This window comes from Rosettibacter primus (genome assembly GCF_036860675.1).
In the GTDB taxonomy this organism is placed as follows: Bacteria; Bacteroidota; Ignavibacteria; order Ignavibacteriales; family Melioribacteraceae; genus Rosettibacter; species Rosettibacter primus.
Map to the genome: position 1 here is coordinate 26,773 of NZ_JAYKGK010000016.1, position 16,798 is coordinate 43,570.

General features: G+C 29.9%; 11 protein-coding genes. 4 read left to right on the forward strand and 7 right to left on the reverse strand.

The features are described 5' to 3' along the window. Positions 1-11 precede the first annotated feature (11 nt). The 3 genes from VJY32_RS13880 (at position 12) to hutH (ending at position 5,113) form a co-directional block, all read left to right on the forward strand. Positions 12-2,102 (forward strand): BatA domain-containing protein, encoded by a 2,091-nt coding sequence (locus VJY32_RS13880; RefSeq protein ID WP_353678534.1) that lies wholly within the window; start codon positions 12-14, stop codon positions 2,100-2,102. Positions 2,103-2,155: 53 nt separating this feature from the next. Then, positions 2,156-3,421: a GTPase HflX gene (gene hflX / locus VJY32_RS13885; protein WP_353678535.1), complete on the forward strand. Its 1,266-nt coding sequence runs from the start codon at positions 2,156-2,158 to the stop codon at positions 3,419-3,421. A 132-nt stretch (positions 3,422-3,553) separates the two neighbouring features. Next, on the forward strand, positions 3,554-5,113 hold the full coding sequence (gene hutH, locus VJY32_RS13890; protein WP_353678536.1) for a histidine ammonia-lyase: 1,560 nt from the start codon (positions 3,554-3,556) through the stop codon (positions 5,111-5,113). Between the two features lie 337 nt (positions 5,114-5,450). Here the strand turns inward: hutH and serC are convergent, their stop codons facing one another. The 3 genes from serC to VJY32_RS13905 all read right to left on the reverse strand — a co-directional run bounded on the left by serC (position 5,451) and on the right by VJY32_RS13905 (position 8,425). Further along, on the reverse strand, positions 5,451-6,539 hold the full coding sequence (gene serC / locus VJY32_RS13895) for a 3-phosphoserine/phosphohydroxythreonine transaminase (RefSeq protein ID WP_353678537.1): 1,089 nt from the start codon (positions 6,537-6,539) through the stop codon (positions 5,451-5,453). A gap of 47 nt (positions 6,540-6,586) precedes the next feature. Beyond that, entirely contained in the window at positions 6,587-7,819 is a 1,233-nt protein-coding gene (locus VJY32_RS13900; protein ID WP_353678538.1) for a DUF1015 domain-containing protein, read from the reverse strand. 144 nt (positions 7,820-7,963) lie between these two features. Continuing rightward, entirely contained in the window at positions 7,964-8,425 is a 462-nt protein-coding gene (locus VJY32_RS13905; protein WP_353678539.1) for a MarR family winged helix-turn-helix transcriptional regulator, read from the reverse strand. Positions 8,426-8,645: 220 nt separating this feature from the next. Between VJY32_RS13905 and VJY32_RS13910 the strand changes: the two genes are divergently transcribed. Further along, entirely contained in the window at positions 8,646-9,023 is a 378-nt protein-coding gene (locus VJY32_RS13910) for a DUF2203 domain-containing protein (RefSeq protein ID WP_353678540.1), read from the forward strand. 125 nt (positions 9,024-9,148) lie between these two features. Here VJY32_RS13910 and VJY32_RS13915 read toward each other — a convergent pair whose 3' ends face one another. The 4 genes from VJY32_RS13915 to VJY32_RS13930 all read right to left on the reverse strand — a co-directional run bounded on the left by VJY32_RS13915 (position 9,149) and on the right by VJY32_RS13930 (position 16,557). Next, on the reverse strand, positions 9,149-9,580 hold the full coding sequence (locus VJY32_RS13915) for an OsmC family protein (RefSeq protein ID WP_353678541.1): 432 nt from the start codon (positions 9,578-9,580) through the stop codon (positions 9,149-9,151). 107 nt (positions 9,581-9,687) lie between these two features. Then, on the reverse strand, positions 9,688-9,909 hold the full coding sequence (locus VJY32_RS13920) for a DUF2905 domain-containing protein (protein ID WP_353678542.1): 222 nt from the start codon (positions 9,907-9,909) through the stop codon (positions 9,688-9,690). 52 nt (positions 9,910-9,961) lie between these two features. Next, complete coding sequence (locus VJY32_RS13925; RefSeq protein WP_353678543.1) at positions 9,962-15,574, reverse strand: pyridoxal phosphate-dependent aminotransferase; 5,613 nt, start codon at positions 15,572-15,574, stop codon at positions 9,962-9,964. Positions 15,575-15,579: 5 nt separating this feature from the next. Further along, complete coding sequence (locus VJY32_RS13930; protein WP_353678544.1) at positions 15,580-16,557, reverse strand: hypothetical protein; 978 nt, start codon at positions 16,555-16,557, stop codon at positions 15,580-15,582. Positions 16,558-16,798 lie beyond the last annotated feature (241 nt).

Here is a 16,798-nt window from a genome sequence, read left to right on the forward strand (position 1 = left end):
AAATTTAGAGCATGACATTTCTTAATCCAGCAATACTATTTGGACTGATTGCAACTTCAGTTCCAATTATACTTCACTTTTTGAACCTAAGAAAATTAAAAAAAGTAGAATTCAGCACATTATTTTTTTTAAAGCAGCTTCAAAAATCGAAAATAAGAAGAATCAAAATTAAGCAGTGGCTGTTGCTTTTACTTAGAGTTATGATTATCACTTTTATTGTTTTTGCCTTTGCCCGGCCAACAATTAAAAATACTTCATTCACCAATAAGTCTTCCAACACAACTGCAGTAATTTTAATTGATAATACATTTAGCATGTCTGTTGTTACTGGTTCGGGTTCATATTTTAATAAATGTAAACAAATAGCCAAAAATTTAATTAACTATTTCAATTCAAAAGATGAGATTGCTGTTCTTTCTCTTGTTAATAATAATGAAGAAATTAAACCTTATTCTAATTTTGATTTTGTAAGAAAAATAATTGACAATCTTCAAATATCATATCAAACAAACACACTAAATGATGGAATAATTAAGGCTGCAAAAATTTTATATGAATCAAAAAATCTTAATAAAGAACTTTACATCATAACAGATTTGCAAAAAGGAAGAATTTATAATTCAAAAAAAGAATTGTTAAACTTATCTGAACTGTTAAAGAATGTTAATATTTATTTAATAGATGTTCATGAAAAAGAAGTAAAAAATCTTGGGATAGAAGAATTCAAAGTAAACAATCAAATATTTGAAAAGAACAAAACAATTAGCTTTTCTGCAACTGTAAAAAATTATTCAAATACAAATGTTAATAATTACATTATATCATTATTTATAAATGGGAAAAGAAGTGCACAGCAAAGTTTATCATTATCTCCTCATGAATCACAATTAATAAACTTCGAGACTAACTTAAATGATTCAGGATTAATTGAAGCGACAGCTGAACTTGAAGACGACGATATTAACTATGACAACAAATTTTATACAAGCTTTTTTGTTCCAGACAAAATCAACATTCTCATACTTACAGATAATAATTCAGACAGCAGATTTATCAAGCTTGCTCTATCTAATCAAAATGAAAATAATTTCCAAATTACAGAAAAAGATTTATCACTAATTTCTTCAATCAGGCTTGAGGATTTTGATGCAGTTTTTATTATTGGTTCAGATAAAATTAACGACAAAGACAAATTAAAAAATTTCATTGAAAATGGTGGAAGTGCAGTTTTAATGCCTGGTTCGGTAAGTTCAACAAGTTCATTCCAGAATTTACTAAAGCATCTTGATATTGGCATTTTAGCTTCATTCAAAGGGAAAATTAATTCACCTGATCTTTCAACTCAATTCGAAAAAGTTGATTTGCAACATCCTTTATTTGAAGATTTATTTGAAGACAAATCAAAAACCAAAATTGAATCTCCTGAGATTTATTATTACGCCCAGATATTAGCAGATATTAAAGGGAAAGCAATAATAAGTCTATATGATAAATCTGCTTTCTTAAGCGAATACAAAATAGGTTCTGGTAAAGTATTACTTTTTAATGTATCGCCCGTTTTAAGTTGGAGCAATTTTCCTGTTAAATCTTTATTTGCACCATTAATTAATAAAATTGTTTTTTATATATCTTCAAAAACAAAAAGTCAACAATATTTTTATGCAGGAGATGAATTAGCTGTCAATCTACAAAACACCAGAAATAATTTTGTGAAAGTTGTTCGACCTGATAAATCAGATGAAATAATTAATACAGATTCACTCATTAATAAAAATTTTCTTAATTATAGAAATACTGATTTAACAGGAATTTACAAATTTTACTCTGATGACAAATTAATTGATTATTTTTCAGTAAATCATAATCCAAAGGAATCTTCTTCCGATTATGAAACCTCTAATAATTTTGAAAACTACCTCAAAGAAATTTCTTTTGCTGGAAATTTTATTAATCTACAACCAAAAGAAGATTATATGAGAAAAATCTATCAATCAAGATTTGGAATGGAACTTTGGAAACATTTTTTAATCATAGCATTTATTTTGTCAATCATAGAAATGTATATATCAAAAAGCACAAAAAAAGATATGGCAAAAAACTGAATTGATTTAGATAGTAAATGATTTATAATTTAATATGGTAAAAAAATAAAAAAATGATAGAAGTAAAAAGAAAAGAAAGAGAAAGAGCAATATTAATAGCATTATCAACAGGAGAATATTCAGAAGAACAAATAGAAGAACATCTTGATGAATTAGAATTGCTTGCCGATACAGCTGGGGCAGATACAGTATTTAAAATAATGCAGGAAAGACCCAAACCCGACCCTGCGTTTTTCATTGGAAGAGGCAAAGCCGAAGAGATTGCTCAATTAATTGAACCCAACGACATTCAATTAATCATTTTTGATGATGATTTAACTCCTTCACAGGTTAGAAATCTCGAAAAACTATTCAGCAGAAAAATTCTTGACCGCAGTGGATTAATTCTTGATATTTTCGCATCACACGCAAAAACTCGAGAAGCTAAAACTCAAGTTGAACTTGCTCAACTTCAATACATGCTTCCTCGATTAACAAGAGCATGGACACACCTCTCAAAACAATACGGTGGAATTGGAACTAAAGGTCCTGGAGAAAAACAAATAGAAACAGACAGGAGATTAATCAGGACAAGAATCAGCAAGTTAAAAGAATACCTCGAAAAAATTGAATACCAGCAGGAAATTAAAAGTTCTTCTCACAAAAAATTTATTACCGCTGTAATTGTTGGATACACAAACGCAGGAAAATCCACTCTTTTAAATAGACTTACACATGCAAATGTACTTGCAGAAGATAAATTATTTGCTACTCTTGATTCAACAACGCGGGCATGTGTTTTTGATAAAAACAAAAAAATTCTTTTGAGTGACACTGTAGGATTCATTCGAAAACTTCCTCATCATCTTATTGCTTCTTTCAAAAGCACTCTAAATGTTGTAAAAGATGCAGATATTATTATTCATTTAATTGATATAACAAATCCATACTTTGAAGAACACATAAAAGTTGTAGAAAACACATTAGAACAAATGAACTGCGGGAATAAAATTCAGATAAAAGTTTTCAACAAAATTGATATTCTCAGTAAAAGAGAAATGCTTGATTCAATAAATCACAGATACCCAAATAGTTTATTCATTTCTGCAGAAAGAGGAATTGGCATAAACAATCTCAAAGAACTTTTGCTTAATTATTATGAAAAGAACTTTGAAGAATATCAACTAAAATTAAAACATCATCAATCAAAAAAAATTTCACTTATCTATGAACTTGCAGAGGTTTTGGATACAATTTACAAAGATGATTATGTATTACTTAAATACCGTGCAAGTAAACCTGTTCAAAGCAGAATAATAAAACTGGTTCATCAAAACTGAATAATTTTTTATTACACAATAAAATAATTTTAGAATTTATGCATTTCTCTTCTGAAGAAAATTACTTTTCTATTTCTTTCATATCCTTTAATAAAATCACTCTCCCAAACAAAAATAAATATGAGAATTAATATGAAATTAATAATTGACGGAAATTCATTAACTCTTAAAAGCATAGAAAATTTTTTATCAACCAGCACATCAGTTGAACTATCTAATGAAGCAAAGAAGAAAATTTCAAAGGTAAGTTCACTTGTTGACAAATGGGTTAATGAAAGAAAAATAATTTATGGAGTAACAACAGGTTTTGGTGATTTCTCAAATATACGAATTGATAAAAAGGATATCGAGAAACTGCAGGAAAATTTAATAATTAGTCACACAGCAGGTGTTGGAGAAAATTTACCTCCTCACATTGTTAAATTAATGATGTTACTGAGAGCAAATGCACTTGCAGGTGGTTACTCAGGAATTAAGCTTAATACACTTCAGCTTTTAATTGATTTTATAAACAACAATATTTTGCCTGTAATTCCTTCACAGGGTTCTGTAGGTTCAAGTGGAGATTTAGCTCCTTTAGCTCATCTGGTTCTATCAATGATTGGAAAAGGAAAAGTTCAGATTATTAAAAATATATTCGATGAGACATCAATTACAAAAACAAAAATAATTTCTTCTAAATCTGCATTAAAAAAATTTCGTTTGAAACCTGCTCGTCTAACAGCCAAAGAAGGTTTAGCTTTGATTAACGGCACACAAATGATGGCAGCTTTTGGTTCATATATTTGTATTGAAGCATTGAAATTAATTAAACTGGCAGATATTGCTGCTGCTTTATCCCACGAAGCTTTACGAGCAACGGATGATGCATTTGACTTAAGACTTCATAAATTAAGACCTTATAAAGGACAATTGATAGTAGCGGAAAATCTTCTTCAACTCTTAAAAAATAGCGAGATTCGAAAGTCACACAAAGTAAACGACCCGAGAGTGCAGGATGCTTATTCATTAAGATGTATACCACAAATTCATGGTGCTGTAAGAGATACAATTGATTTTGTCTGTTCTCAAATCGAAATAGAAATTAATTCAGTTACTGATAATCCAGTTATTTTTTATGAAGATAAAGATTACATAAGCGGAGGAAATTTTCACGGTGAACCTTTAGCTCTTACTCTTGATTATATGGCAATTGCACTTTCTGAACTTGCAAATATTTCAGAAAGAAGAATTGATAGATTGTTAAATGGCTCATCTGAAAAGCTGCCAAAATTTCTTACAAATAATGGAGGCTTAAATTCCGGTTATATGATGCTTCAATATACTGCTGCTTCTCTGGTATCAGAAAACAAAGTCCTTTCGCATCCTGCAAGTGTTGATTCTATTCCAACTTCTGCGAACAAAGAAGATATAAATTCAATGGGTTCAATAGCGGCAAGGAAATGTTATCAGATATTAAAAAACACGCAAACTGTTATTGCACTTGAACTATTAGCCGCCGCACAGGCATTAGAATTTTTAAAACCACTTAAATGTGGTGAAGGGACAAATATTGCTTATCAAACAATTCGTAAATTTATCCCTCCATTAAAAGATGATAGAATCATCAAGAAAGACATTGATAAAATAATCGAGCTAATTAAAACCAACACAATTTTATCTGAGGTTGAAAAAGTTATAAATATAAAATAACTCTATGTTTATAGTGAATAATTTATATTGTTCAAAATAGCTAATGATAATCCGGGTAGACTCCTATTTTATTTAATAACTACACCAAGAATTAAAATAATGATACTTTCTAAAGTAAAACTTTGATGAATGATTTAATTATTCCATCAAATATTTTTTAACAGCTAATTTCATATTAAAATTTATTGTTAAAAATTATCAAATATGTCAACCACACACCCATAAAAGGAATTGTAATAGAACATATTTTAATAACAATTGATAAGATTAATCAATTATCAGCCCTCATTAGTTTAAAATATGAGCCGCAAAGTATAGATTCTTTGCGGCTTAGAGTTTAATTATTCTTTCTAAATTCTTCCATGAATGTAACTAATGTTTCAACACCTTTTTTGGGGAAAGCATTATAAATTGATGCTCGTATTCCACCTACGCTTCTGTGGCCTTTCAAACCATCTAAATCTCTTTTCTTTGCCTCTTCGATAAATTTCTTCTCTAATTCTTCATTTGGTAATCTAAATGTTACATTCATTAGAGAACGGTCTTCAGGAACTTTTACTGTGCCGCTGTAAAATCCGTCGCTTGAATCAATAGCTTCATAAAGAATTTTAGCTTTTTCAATATTTCGTTTATACATTTCATCCAGTCCGCCCATATTTAATAACCACTTAAATACTAATCCTGCAATATAAATTCCAAATGTTGTAGGAGTATTATATAATGAATTATTTTCAACATGAACTTTGTAATTCAAATAAGTATGAAGACTGTCCGATGACCTTTCAAGCAAATCTTTTCTGATAATTACAAGAGTAACACCTGCAGGACCGATATTCTTTTGAGCACCAGCATAAATTAAGCCGTATTTATTTACATCAATTTTTTTATGAAGTATATCTGAAGATGCATCACATACTAACGGAACATTTCCAACTTCTGGCTCGGTTTTCCATTGAGTTCCATAAATTGTGTTGTTCGATGTAAAATGAACATAAGAAGCATCAGGGTAAAGTTTTAATTCAGATTGTTTTGGGAGGCGAGTAAAATTTTCTTCTTCAGTAGATGCAGCAATATTAACTGTTCCAACTCTTTTAGCTTCTTTCATTGCTTTTTTTGCCCATGAACCTGTCACAATATAATCAGCTTTGTTATTTGGTGGCATTAAGTTTAATGGGACCATTGAGAATTGCAGTGTAGCTCCCCCCTGAAGAAATAGAATTGCATAATTATCATTGATATCAAGAAGTTTTCTTAAATCAGCTTCTGCTTCTTTAATTATCTGGTCAAAAATTTTTCCTCGATGACTCATTTCCATTACACTCATTCCACAGCCTTTATAAGAAAATAAATCTTTCTGTGCTTCGAGCAACACTTCTTCTGGCAATACTGCTGGTCCTGCACTAAAGTTATAAATACGCTTTTCCATAAATAGATTCCTTTTTTAGTTTGTAATTAATTTTATCTGTAATTTCATTAAATCAAATGAACTAATAGACCATCTCTTAACTTTGGTTCAAACCATGTTGATTTTGGCGGCATAATTTCACCAGCATCAGATATATTCATCAAATCATCTAAGGTTACAGGATACATAGAAAATGCAACCTCGGCTTTACCGCTGTCTACAAGTTTTACTAATTCATCTGTACCTCTTATTCCACCAATAAAATCAATGTTTGTATCAGTACGAGGGTCTTCAATTCCAAGCACAGGCTGTAATAGAAAATTTTGTAATATGCTTACATCAAGATTATCTGATACAGTTTTACCCGCTTTAACATTCTCATTCGGTTTTAATGTATACCAGTTTTTATCTAAATACATACAAAAAGTTTGGGGTCTATCGGGAACAGATGTATTCGATTTTTCAATTAAGAAATTTTCTTCTATCCTTTTCAGAAATTCTTCTTTCTTCATGTTTAATTTATGTACAACCCTGTTATATGGTAATATTTTAAGTTGATTTGAAGGAAATAGAACAGCGAGGAAATAATTATATTCTTCATCCCCATTATGATTTGGATTTTGTTCTTTTTTTATTTTTTGAACTCTGCTTGCACTTGCTGCTCGATGATGACCATCGGCGATATAGAGATAATCAACTTTAGCAATCTCATTAATAATATCATTTAAATAATCATCAGGAAGAATCCATATTGTATGCTTAATTCCATCTATAGCAGTGAAATCATAAATTGGATTTAATTTAGTTATAACATTATTAATTATTTTATCAACTGACTCAATTGCACGATATGTTAAAAAAACCGGCCCTGTTTGTGCTTCTGTAATTAAAATATGATTTGTTCTATCATCTTCCTTTACCTTGCGAGTTTTCTCATGCTTTTTAATTATGTCTTTATCATAATCTTCCACAGAAAAAGTTGCTGCAAGACCAACCTGTGAATGATTTCCCATTACAAGTTTATAAATATAAATATGTGGATTATCATCAATGATTAACGGTGCTTCCATTTTCAATCTTTCAAGATTTTCCTTTGCTTTTTGATACACCTCATTTGAATAAACATCTTCTATATGAGGCATTTCTATTTCCGAACGAGTTACTCTAAGAAAACTTAATGGATTTCCTTTTGCCAGTTCTGCAGCTTCTTCTCTGCTTACTACGTCATAAGGGACACTTGCAACAAGATGAGCAACTTTTTCATTTGGTCTTAATGCTCTAAATGGACGAATAATTGCCATAATTACTCCAATAATGAAAAATTTATTATGTAAAATAGCATATAAAGGTATTATTGTAAAATAGAAATGAAGTTTAATAATTATAAATAATTATGCATAATTATGTATAAGGAATTAACAGTTTTTAAGCCTGTATTAAGAAATTTATAATTCTGAATTATCTTCTGCTACTGCTTTACCAAGTTTTTTAAGAAGTTCCCCCAAAGTTTTTTGTTCTTGTGTGGTTAAAACAGACATAAGTTGGGTAATATATTCTGCATGGGAATAAAATATTCTATCAAAAAGTTCTTGGCCATCTTTTGTCAATCGTACAAGAATAGCTCTTCTATCCTCTTTGCTATGCACTCTTTCTATTAAACCCAATTTCTCAACATTATCAAGAACAAGAGTCATATTACCACCAGTAACGAGCATCTTTTTACAAATTTCGCCAACTTTAAGCGGGCCTAAATGCCCGAGTATTTCAATTACTGCAAATTGAGGTTGAGTTAAACCATAGTTGCGAATATTTTCAGTAGTTCTTTTGTTAAAAGAAGAAAAAGCTCTTGCCAATTTAACCCACGTATTTAATGCTAAATCAATCTTTTTTCCGTATCTCTTCTTCATTTTATTTTACTCTAATTAAAATATTACTAATCCAAATTAATATTTTAATAGATATTGTTCAATTTTTGATAATATCCAAAAATAATATTAGTTCCTATTAAATTTTTTGTGAAGAATTTTTGTTCAATGGTAAAATATCATGTTAGTTGGAGTTAGAATTTAATTTTGAGATTAACATTTTTTATTGATAAATTATAATTAAAGAAAAGAGGATAGTATTTTGGAAACACAGGTTAAATACTTTACACCACAGGAAGCAAGAAAAGCACTTCCGTTAGTTAAAAGAATTGTCAGAGATATTCTAAATACAGCTTACGAAATTCGAATGATTACAGAATTTAATGGCGGTAAATTTGAAGGAAATAGTCAAATCTATCTGCTTAAAGAACAAATTAATAAATATATAAAAGAATTAGAAGAAATTGGCTGTTCGTTTAAAGACTGGAATTTTGAAGTTGGAATTGTTGACTTCCCCTCAATAATTAATGATGAAGAAGTTTTTCTCTGCTGGCGAAGTGATGAAGAGGATATTAAATTTTATCATGGAATTACAGAAGGTTATATAGGAAGAAAACCTATACCTGAAGAATATTTATAATTTTTGAAACCTTATAATTTTTTTATCAGATATTGACAAATTGCTAATATTTATAACCTCTATTTATCTCATAATTATTATTTCCACACCAAAGTTTTAAAGATAATCTTCCCTTTAATTTTCAATTAAGATTTAACTTCTTCAATTCGATATGAATGAGTTATCTCAACAGCTTTTTGAAGCATTGCTGTTACACTGCAATAAGTTTTCTGAGATAATTCAATTGCGCGTTCTACTGCATCTACCGGTATATCTTTTCCATAAAAGACATATTCAAGGTGAATTTTAGTAAATACCTGTGGATGAGTTTCCTGAACTTCCGCAGAAATATTCATTTCGAATCCATCAAGTTTTATTTTCTTTTTTTGCAAAATCACAGCCACATCACTGCCTGTGCAGCCTCCCAGAGCAATTAATAGTAATTCTTTCGGTCTTATTGCAGCATCACTTCCACCAAATTGTTCTGGTCCATCCATCACAACCCAATGATTTGAATCAGTTTTACCAAGAAAAGTAACCCCCTGTATATGTTTTACAATTGCTTTTTTTGTAGCCATAATTTCTCCCAAATAAAAATTTTTGTATGTATGAGATGTAGTTATTTATAATTAGATTCAATTGAAATTTCAGGATGAGAGAATCAAGTAAATACAGTACACTTGTTTCACTTTCTTAAAAGATATAAAATAAGAGATATAATTATGCTTAGAATTATTGAAGTAACAATGGGGAAATAAAATGTAAAATTTTTCCCTTTGATTAAAATATCCCCCGGCATTTTACCAATGAATGGAATTTTATCCCATAGTGTAATTAACAAGCCAAGTACTAAAAAAATAATTCCCCCAAGAATCAAAAATTTTCCAATTGTTTGGAACTCGTTCATAGGACCATCTAATTTTTGTTAATAAAATCAATTATAAAGTTAAATTAAACTATCAGCCATTTTCTTTAGCAAGTCTTGCAATTTGCAGTAGATAAAATCTCAATAGTTCCTGATTTTTAGGGCTCAACGGCTGGTCTTCAATTTTTATTATTGATTCAACTTCTTTTAGTGCACGAATAATATTTATTGGCACTTCTGTCATTCCCTGAGAAATAATAGATAGATATTCAAATGCTGCAGTTAAAAATTGCTGCATATTATCATCGAAAGAAGCTGTGGTCAATAATCGTGGTGATACTTTTAATTTTTTCGGGGTAAATAAATATTCTTTTACAGGAACATTTGAAGATAATGAATTAAGTGCAATTGCAAGTTCAACAAAACTTGCAACTCGTTGATAGATTGGTTCTTCTAATAATTCCCATATTTTTGCTCTCCATTTCGATATTTCAACAGGAATCAAAAGTAACTTTTCAATTTCCTTAATCCATTCCTTATCGATGTTTCCATTAATCAGACTCAACAAATCATCAATATTTGTATTAAAAAAGTTTGGTTGAAGCAATACCGCAACATCAGGTCTAAGAGTTGGAAGCAAATCAGGAATAAATTTGTCTTTAGTAAAAAATTCTGTTACATCGAGACCGTGTCTTCTCAATAATTCTTTCTGGAACAATGGTAAATATTTATAAAATGAATCAATATCTTCTCGTAATGCAATTAATGCAGAATTACCTGCTGGGAATGCTTTTTCAATTTTGCTAAGGTAAGTTAAATTAACATCTTGATAAATTCTTAGAGTATGAAGAATTTCATAAACTGACAGATTAGGGAGAATTCTACTCAGAATTAAATTTTCAGATTCTCCTTCTGGAAATTCTTTTTGTGAAAAATTGTTCAGAGCTCTAAACAAACCAGTAGTCAACTGGTTAATCCCAAGAATCATTGTTTGAGATTGATTATGAGCAATAGCTCTTAATAAACTTCCATAACGTGCAAATGGAATAGTGCCAGCAATTCTTTCAAGTATTTTTTGGCCTATTAATTCACTCGAACCTTGTCCTGGTCGAACTGTAGGTCTATCTCTTAGTGCCGGAATTGTTCTTCCAATAAAGTAGGAAATGATGTGAATTCCTACAACATCTTCTTCTCTTCCATAAAGTATCTGACGAAAGTTTTCTGTATAAATTTTCAAAAATTCATCGTAAATAGAATCTCTTTTGCCAATAGTTAGTCTTTCTAATTCCTGCAATCCTCTTGTTTTATATTGAAGTCTTGTTTCGGAAAGAGGTTCACCTGCTCTTAAAATTTCTTCTCTATAAAATTTTTGAGTTTCTTTAACATGGTATAAAAGTTCAGCAAAATCTTTTACAGATAAATATCTAACTCTTTCAGAAATATTGCTTTGAAAAGTAAGTAAGTCTTTGCAAGAAAAAGCACCTACCAATGGAGTAGAAGCATAATCAGTACTTCTTTTTGTTGAAGCTTCAAGATACTTTGAAAATCTTTTTGAGGTATCATCAGATTTTATAAATACCGGCTGACCTGCAACATTCGAGTAATATCCGCCCTGTCGCTGCATTGGTTCACCGCTTCCCATTTTTATTCTTATTTTTCCAATCAAATTATGAGAAGCAATCCACTTCATTAATTCAAATTTTGCTTCTTTGAAAAGATTCATTCCTGCAGTTTGACCTACTTGTTGACTTAAATCGGAACCGGCAACAAAAACTTCTGTAATTATTTCTGCAAATCGTTCATGTGTTTCTTGATTCATTCTTCTACTTTGATTTGAATATTCCCATATTTTATTCAAATAATCTTCGAGATTTTTAACCGAGTCAATATCTTCAAATAAAGGTACTATCCATATATTAGGAATTTCAATATTGCTGTTATCTCTTAAAATTTGTTCACGCTTGGAGTATAATTTTCTATCAAGTGAAATTAATGGTTCCGGTTTTGTAGTCATGCTAACTTGTATTGCTAAAACCATTCCGGGATTTCCATACTTGCCTGAAATTTCATTTATTTCATTTATATTATGAACAGTAGTATCAATTGCAAATTGGTCTTGAGCAGTTATTAATTTTTGATGAATACGAGGTGTTATAACAATTCTCTTTAAAAGGTCACGATACATTCCGGCTTCTATAAAAAATTCCAGATTAGTAATATTTTTTTGAATTACTGGAATAAGTGAATGAAGAGTTTTTCTTAATTTTTTATTCAAAGCAAAATAATATTCAAGAGTATCTCTGCGTTTGCGGCGAAGTTCAAGCATTTTTCTTTCTAGCCTGTCGTTATGCCGCCACATTTTAGTAAGCGGGTCCTCAGCAATATGAAGTTTAATTCCGAGCTTTCTTAATCTGCTCATCTCTACATTGAAAGGAAGAGTTCCTTTGTATCTTTTCTCCAGTTGATGTGTAAGTAAAGTTATTTCATTCAATAAATCAGTAAATCGTTTGTTGTTCACTGGTAATTTTTCTATTTCCTGAATTAGTAGAGGTTCTATGGAAACAGAACTATCATACTTCATAACCATTTCAATAATTTTTGCCTGTTGAGCAACATTTTCAATAATAACGGCAGCTAAAAGACTATGTCCCTGTCCAGATGGGCGATTGCTTCCATCCCAATCACCCCAGAATGAAAGAAAAGCATTAAATGGATAATCAGTATTTATGCGGAAGTAATCCTCTACCGTGATAATAGATTTTAAATCAATAAGTAATTCATGAGGTTCTTCACTTGATATTATCGGTACATTTTTGCCAAAATATTCTTTTATAATTTCTTCTTTTAATCTTTCAATCAAGCTAAATGAAACATCTTTATTCCTGATTAAATTATCAATTAACTTCTCAAATAAAATTTCTGCTTTAATTGAGTACATTTGAGTTGGATGTACAGTCCTGTCATATAATCGATTTTGAAATGCTTCTTTTCTTCTTTGCAAATCATCTTTATAAAATTCTTTTTCCAAAATTTCTGTTGTTGTTTTTCCATTATTAGAAAAATTAATATTTGCCAGCTCATTAATAATTGCAATTCTATCTTCTAATCTCTTTCTAAATAATTGTAAGCGTTCGGGCAGATATTCATTAATCAATCTTTTATAATTTTTTTGTACGTCAACTTCGTTATTTAACATTTTTGCCTGTTCATCGTATCGCAGTTTGAAATTCTCTTTTAATTTTTCTTCAACATAATTCCAACCATTAATTCTATCAGTTAAATCAAATACCTTTTTAATTCCTATTGACTTTACATTAAGTTTTCTTCTGTTATAATTGGAGGCTTCTTCATCTATCAATCTATTTAAATCAATTAATACGCGGCGAGTTTTTTTCAAAAGTGCTTCTGCATTATCTGTTCCTCCAAGTGTTAAACGAAATGTTTTTCTACCAGCATCAAATCCCTGTTCAGTTCGTGCAAAAGTCGAAAGAGACACCATGCCTATTCCCTGCCTTGCAAGTCCAGTTGCTAGCCAATCAAGTGACAATCCTGCAGGAAGATTTCCCACAATCAATTGAGGATACATACTTCCTGCTGGTGGCTTTATAGTTATATTGTATTTATTTCTATCACCAGGAAGATTACGTACGGCTTCAAGCAAAGCATTACTTCTTTCAAAAAAGATTTTGTTTCTTAATCGATAATATGCATTTATACTCTCTGACCTATTTCGATAAAATAAATAGGAAAGAAAAATTGCAGCTATATTTGGTTTTATAGTAGAATTAATTTCATTAAATCTGTTAAATATTTTTTTATTTCTGATTTCTACCACAGACAATCTCGCCCCAGCAAATGAATCTGTTTTTGACATCGAATGAATTGTAATAACATTATCTGCCTGCTCACTTGTGATATATCCCTCTTTTTCAAGTTCATCACTCAACTGGCGAGCAGTTTTTATAATCTTAAATTCATTTGAAGGAATCACATTTTGATATGAAAGATCATCAATTACAATTATGTTTTTTTCAAGCAGCCATTTCAGAAGATTTTTTATGTCGTTTTCATTAAATATTTGCCCTGTAGCATTGTGAGGATTATTAAGAACAATTGCGCCATAATTTTTCCAATTACGATCCTGATTTAATTTTTCTTGAACTGCTTTTTTGATTTCTTCAATATTTAATTGAAAATCTTCTGTAAGAGGAACAACCTTTACCCTTGGGAAACAATGTTCATATGTCCAGCTTAAATCTGGAATTATTACTTCTTCAATGCCGCAATGAAATCCAAGAAGACTTAATGCTGTTCTCGAAGAACCGCTTACTACAATACAGTTATCAGGCTTATATTCAGAATGATAATTAAGAAAAGCACTCAGATAACTATTAATAATCCCATCTAAATATTCTTTCGAGTCAATATTCTCGATTAAATTATCAAGAAGTTCTTTTGCATTTGTTTCAAAAAATTTGTCATATTGAAATCGTCCCAAGAATTTTTTAATGCTGGTATCAATAATTCTTCCTTTTTTCAAATATACTTCTATTACTTCGTTGATAGCTGTACTTCTTTTATCAATTATTTCTTCAGTTCTTTTCTCTATCTGTTTAATTTGTCTGTCAAGAATTTCAAAGCCTGATTTTTGCGAAAATGATTTTTCAAACTCCGGTTCAACTAAAATTTCATACTTGCTTTCTTCTTTATTATATAATTCAGAATAATTCTTCAATAGAAATGCTAATAATTCGATTTCAGTTGAAGATGGTGTTCCTTTTAGTTGAAAGTGAATTGTTTCAATTATCTTAATAAAATCTGAATTGCCAAGAACAAAAGTTAATGAGAGATTTTCAAAATGCTTTGATAGTACTTTTGGAGTAATAATTCTAATTACTCTGTTCATCATCTTTGCTTCTCTTGCAAGCGAAAGATGATTTGGGGCATCATTTACTTCTACAAAAAAAAGTGGATATTGCAAACTTAATTCTCTTAAAGAACGTCGTGTTTGCTCTTTTGTTAATTTGCCAATTAATAAAAAGTTTGGTTGCTCAGAATATTTTTCAAGATAAGATTTTAAATTACTCGTAAATTCTGTTTCATCTCCGCTTAATGAATAGAAATTTAGAGTTGAAAAATTTTTCAGATGTTCGGGTAAATTAACCCCAAACAAAAATATATTTGCAGGAAGATAAATTAGAAAATTAGACAACGAATGAAAAAGAACTCTCAAAGTTTCGCTAATACCGCCAGAAGCAAGTATAATTTCTCTTTTACCTGTTTTGTCTCCTAAATCATAAGAAAGTGGTTCCTGCTGATACTTTACAAGCCAATCAATAAAAAAATTTATCAGGATATGTGGGTTAGTACGAACAAATCCTCCTCGCGGCGAGTATGGAGCACTTTTTTTAATAAGTTCTGCCAGAAATTTTAATTTATTTTCTTCTTCCTTTTTCCAGCCTAATTCATTTAGAATCTCTTCAAGATTATTTATGCCTAATTTTTTTTTCTCGATATCAATTCCCAAAATCATTCGAAGATAAGCAGAGTAAAGACTTTCATCCTGAACAGGATTGCCAATATGAAAATTTACTCTTTCTTCAGGGGGCACCTGTGAAGTTATCGTTGTCTCACTAATTTCAGAAACTTTTGCTGCTTTAACCTGCTTAAGTTGAAAAATATCGAGAAGATTTTTTTGGTTATTCATAAATACTATTCTTTCTTATTCTTATCTTTTGGTTGAACTGAATTCAAATAATTTTGAAGAAATTTTTGAAACATTCCGATTAGTTCTGTTCCCTGTGCTAAGTCATTATGAGACAAAGTAACTACGGTTCTTGCATTTTTTAATGATTGACTTGCTTCTGCTAATCTTGCTGCTTGTGGTGTTAATATCAACAGTTCTGGATTATTCTTTAACAATTCTAATTCTTGTTTTTCATATTCAAGCTGCATTTTTTTTCTTTTGAGCTCTTCTGATACTCTTTTATCTGCAAGTTCAGATTCTTTTTCCAGTTCTACTTTTTTCAAATCATATTTTTTTAATTCAAGTTCATTTTCTAATAGTGCAATTTTTTCATCAGCTTCTATTTTAGCTTTAGCAGCAGATATTCTTACTTTTTGATTTAAAAGCTCAGTTTGTTCAAATATTCTTGCAGATTCCTGCTGACGTATTGCCTCTGCAATTTTTGAATCCATTATTTCAAATGACTGGATTGCAATAGAAATAACTTCCAGCCCAAACTTTTCTTTACTAATATTAATCCTTTCAATCAAAAAATTATAAATCTTTTCTGACGATAATTCTTCTATCTCAAATTTTTCCGTAAATTCTCTTACAAGACTATGAATAACTGTTTCAAGTTCTTTTGTTGCTTTTTGGACTGCCGATTTGTTCCATCCTCCCGTCTTGATTAAAGAATTAATATTTTCCAGCGAAAGAGCTACTGCAACTGATAATTTAACTTTGACATCAAGACTACCTCTGGCAGAAGCATCTATACTTAATTGTGATGAATAAATTGTCTTTGGTAAAACAAGACTGAAATGCCGAGGGTAAAATCTTCCCTTTCTTAATATAATCTTACCATTTCTTTCAGTAAGAACTAATTCATCAGGCTTACGAATTCTTAATTCATACAGCAACAACAAAAGTATTATTATTGCTACTACAATTATTGCTATCAACATTTTATTTCTCCTATTTTATATTTTATACTTATCATTTTATCATTGATTGATGAATTAATTAATCACCTTGATTGCAAAGGGTTTGCAATGCTTTGAAGGAAAAAAGCAATCAAAATTGTAATCCAATGTAATAAATTTTCTAAAATAATGTAATAAATTGAGTAAATTTAATTAGGATATATATTAAAATTCTTAATTCCGACATAGAAAAATAAAAGGGACTGTTTAAAGAGCTAAAAAA

Bases quoted from the DNA above. Each gene is read 5' to 3' on its own strand.
- VJY32_RS13880 (WP_353678534.1), top strand. From the start codon at position 12: ATGACATTTCTTAATCCAGCAATACTATTTGGACTGATTGCAACTTCA.
- hflX (WP_353678535.1), top strand. From the start codon at position 2,156: ATGATAGAAGTAAAAAGAAAAGAAAGAGAAAGAGCAATATTAATAGCA.
- hutH (WP_353678536.1), top strand. From the start codon at position 3,554: ATGAAATTAATAATTGACGGAAATTCATTAACTCTTAAAAGCATAGAA.
- serC (WP_353678537.1), bottom strand. From the start codon at position 6,539: ATGGAAAAGCGTATTTATAACTTTAGTGCAGGACCAGCAGTATTGCCA.
- VJY32_RS13900 (WP_353678538.1), bottom strand. From the start codon at position 7,819: ATGGCAATTATTCGTCCATTTAGAGCATTAAGACCAAATGAAAAAGTT.
- VJY32_RS13905 (WP_353678539.1), bottom strand. From the start codon at position 8,425: ATGAAGAAGAGATACGGAAAAAAGATTGATTTAGCATTAAATACGTGG.
- VJY32_RS13915 (WP_353678541.1), bottom strand. From the start codon at position 9,580: ATGGCTACAAAAAAAGCAATTGTAAAACATATACAGGGGGTTACTTTT.
- VJY32_RS13920 (WP_353678542.1), bottom strand. From the start codon at position 9,909: ATGAACGAGTTCCAAACAATTGGAAAATTTTTGATTCTTGGGGGAATT.
- VJY32_RS13925 (WP_353678543.1), bottom strand. From the start codon at position 15,574: ATGAATAACCAAAAAAATCTTCTCGATATTTTTCAACTTAAGCAGGTT.
- VJY32_RS13930 (WP_353678544.1), bottom strand. From the start codon at position 16,557: ATGTTGATAGCAATAATTGTAGTAGCAATAATAATACTTTTGTTGTTG.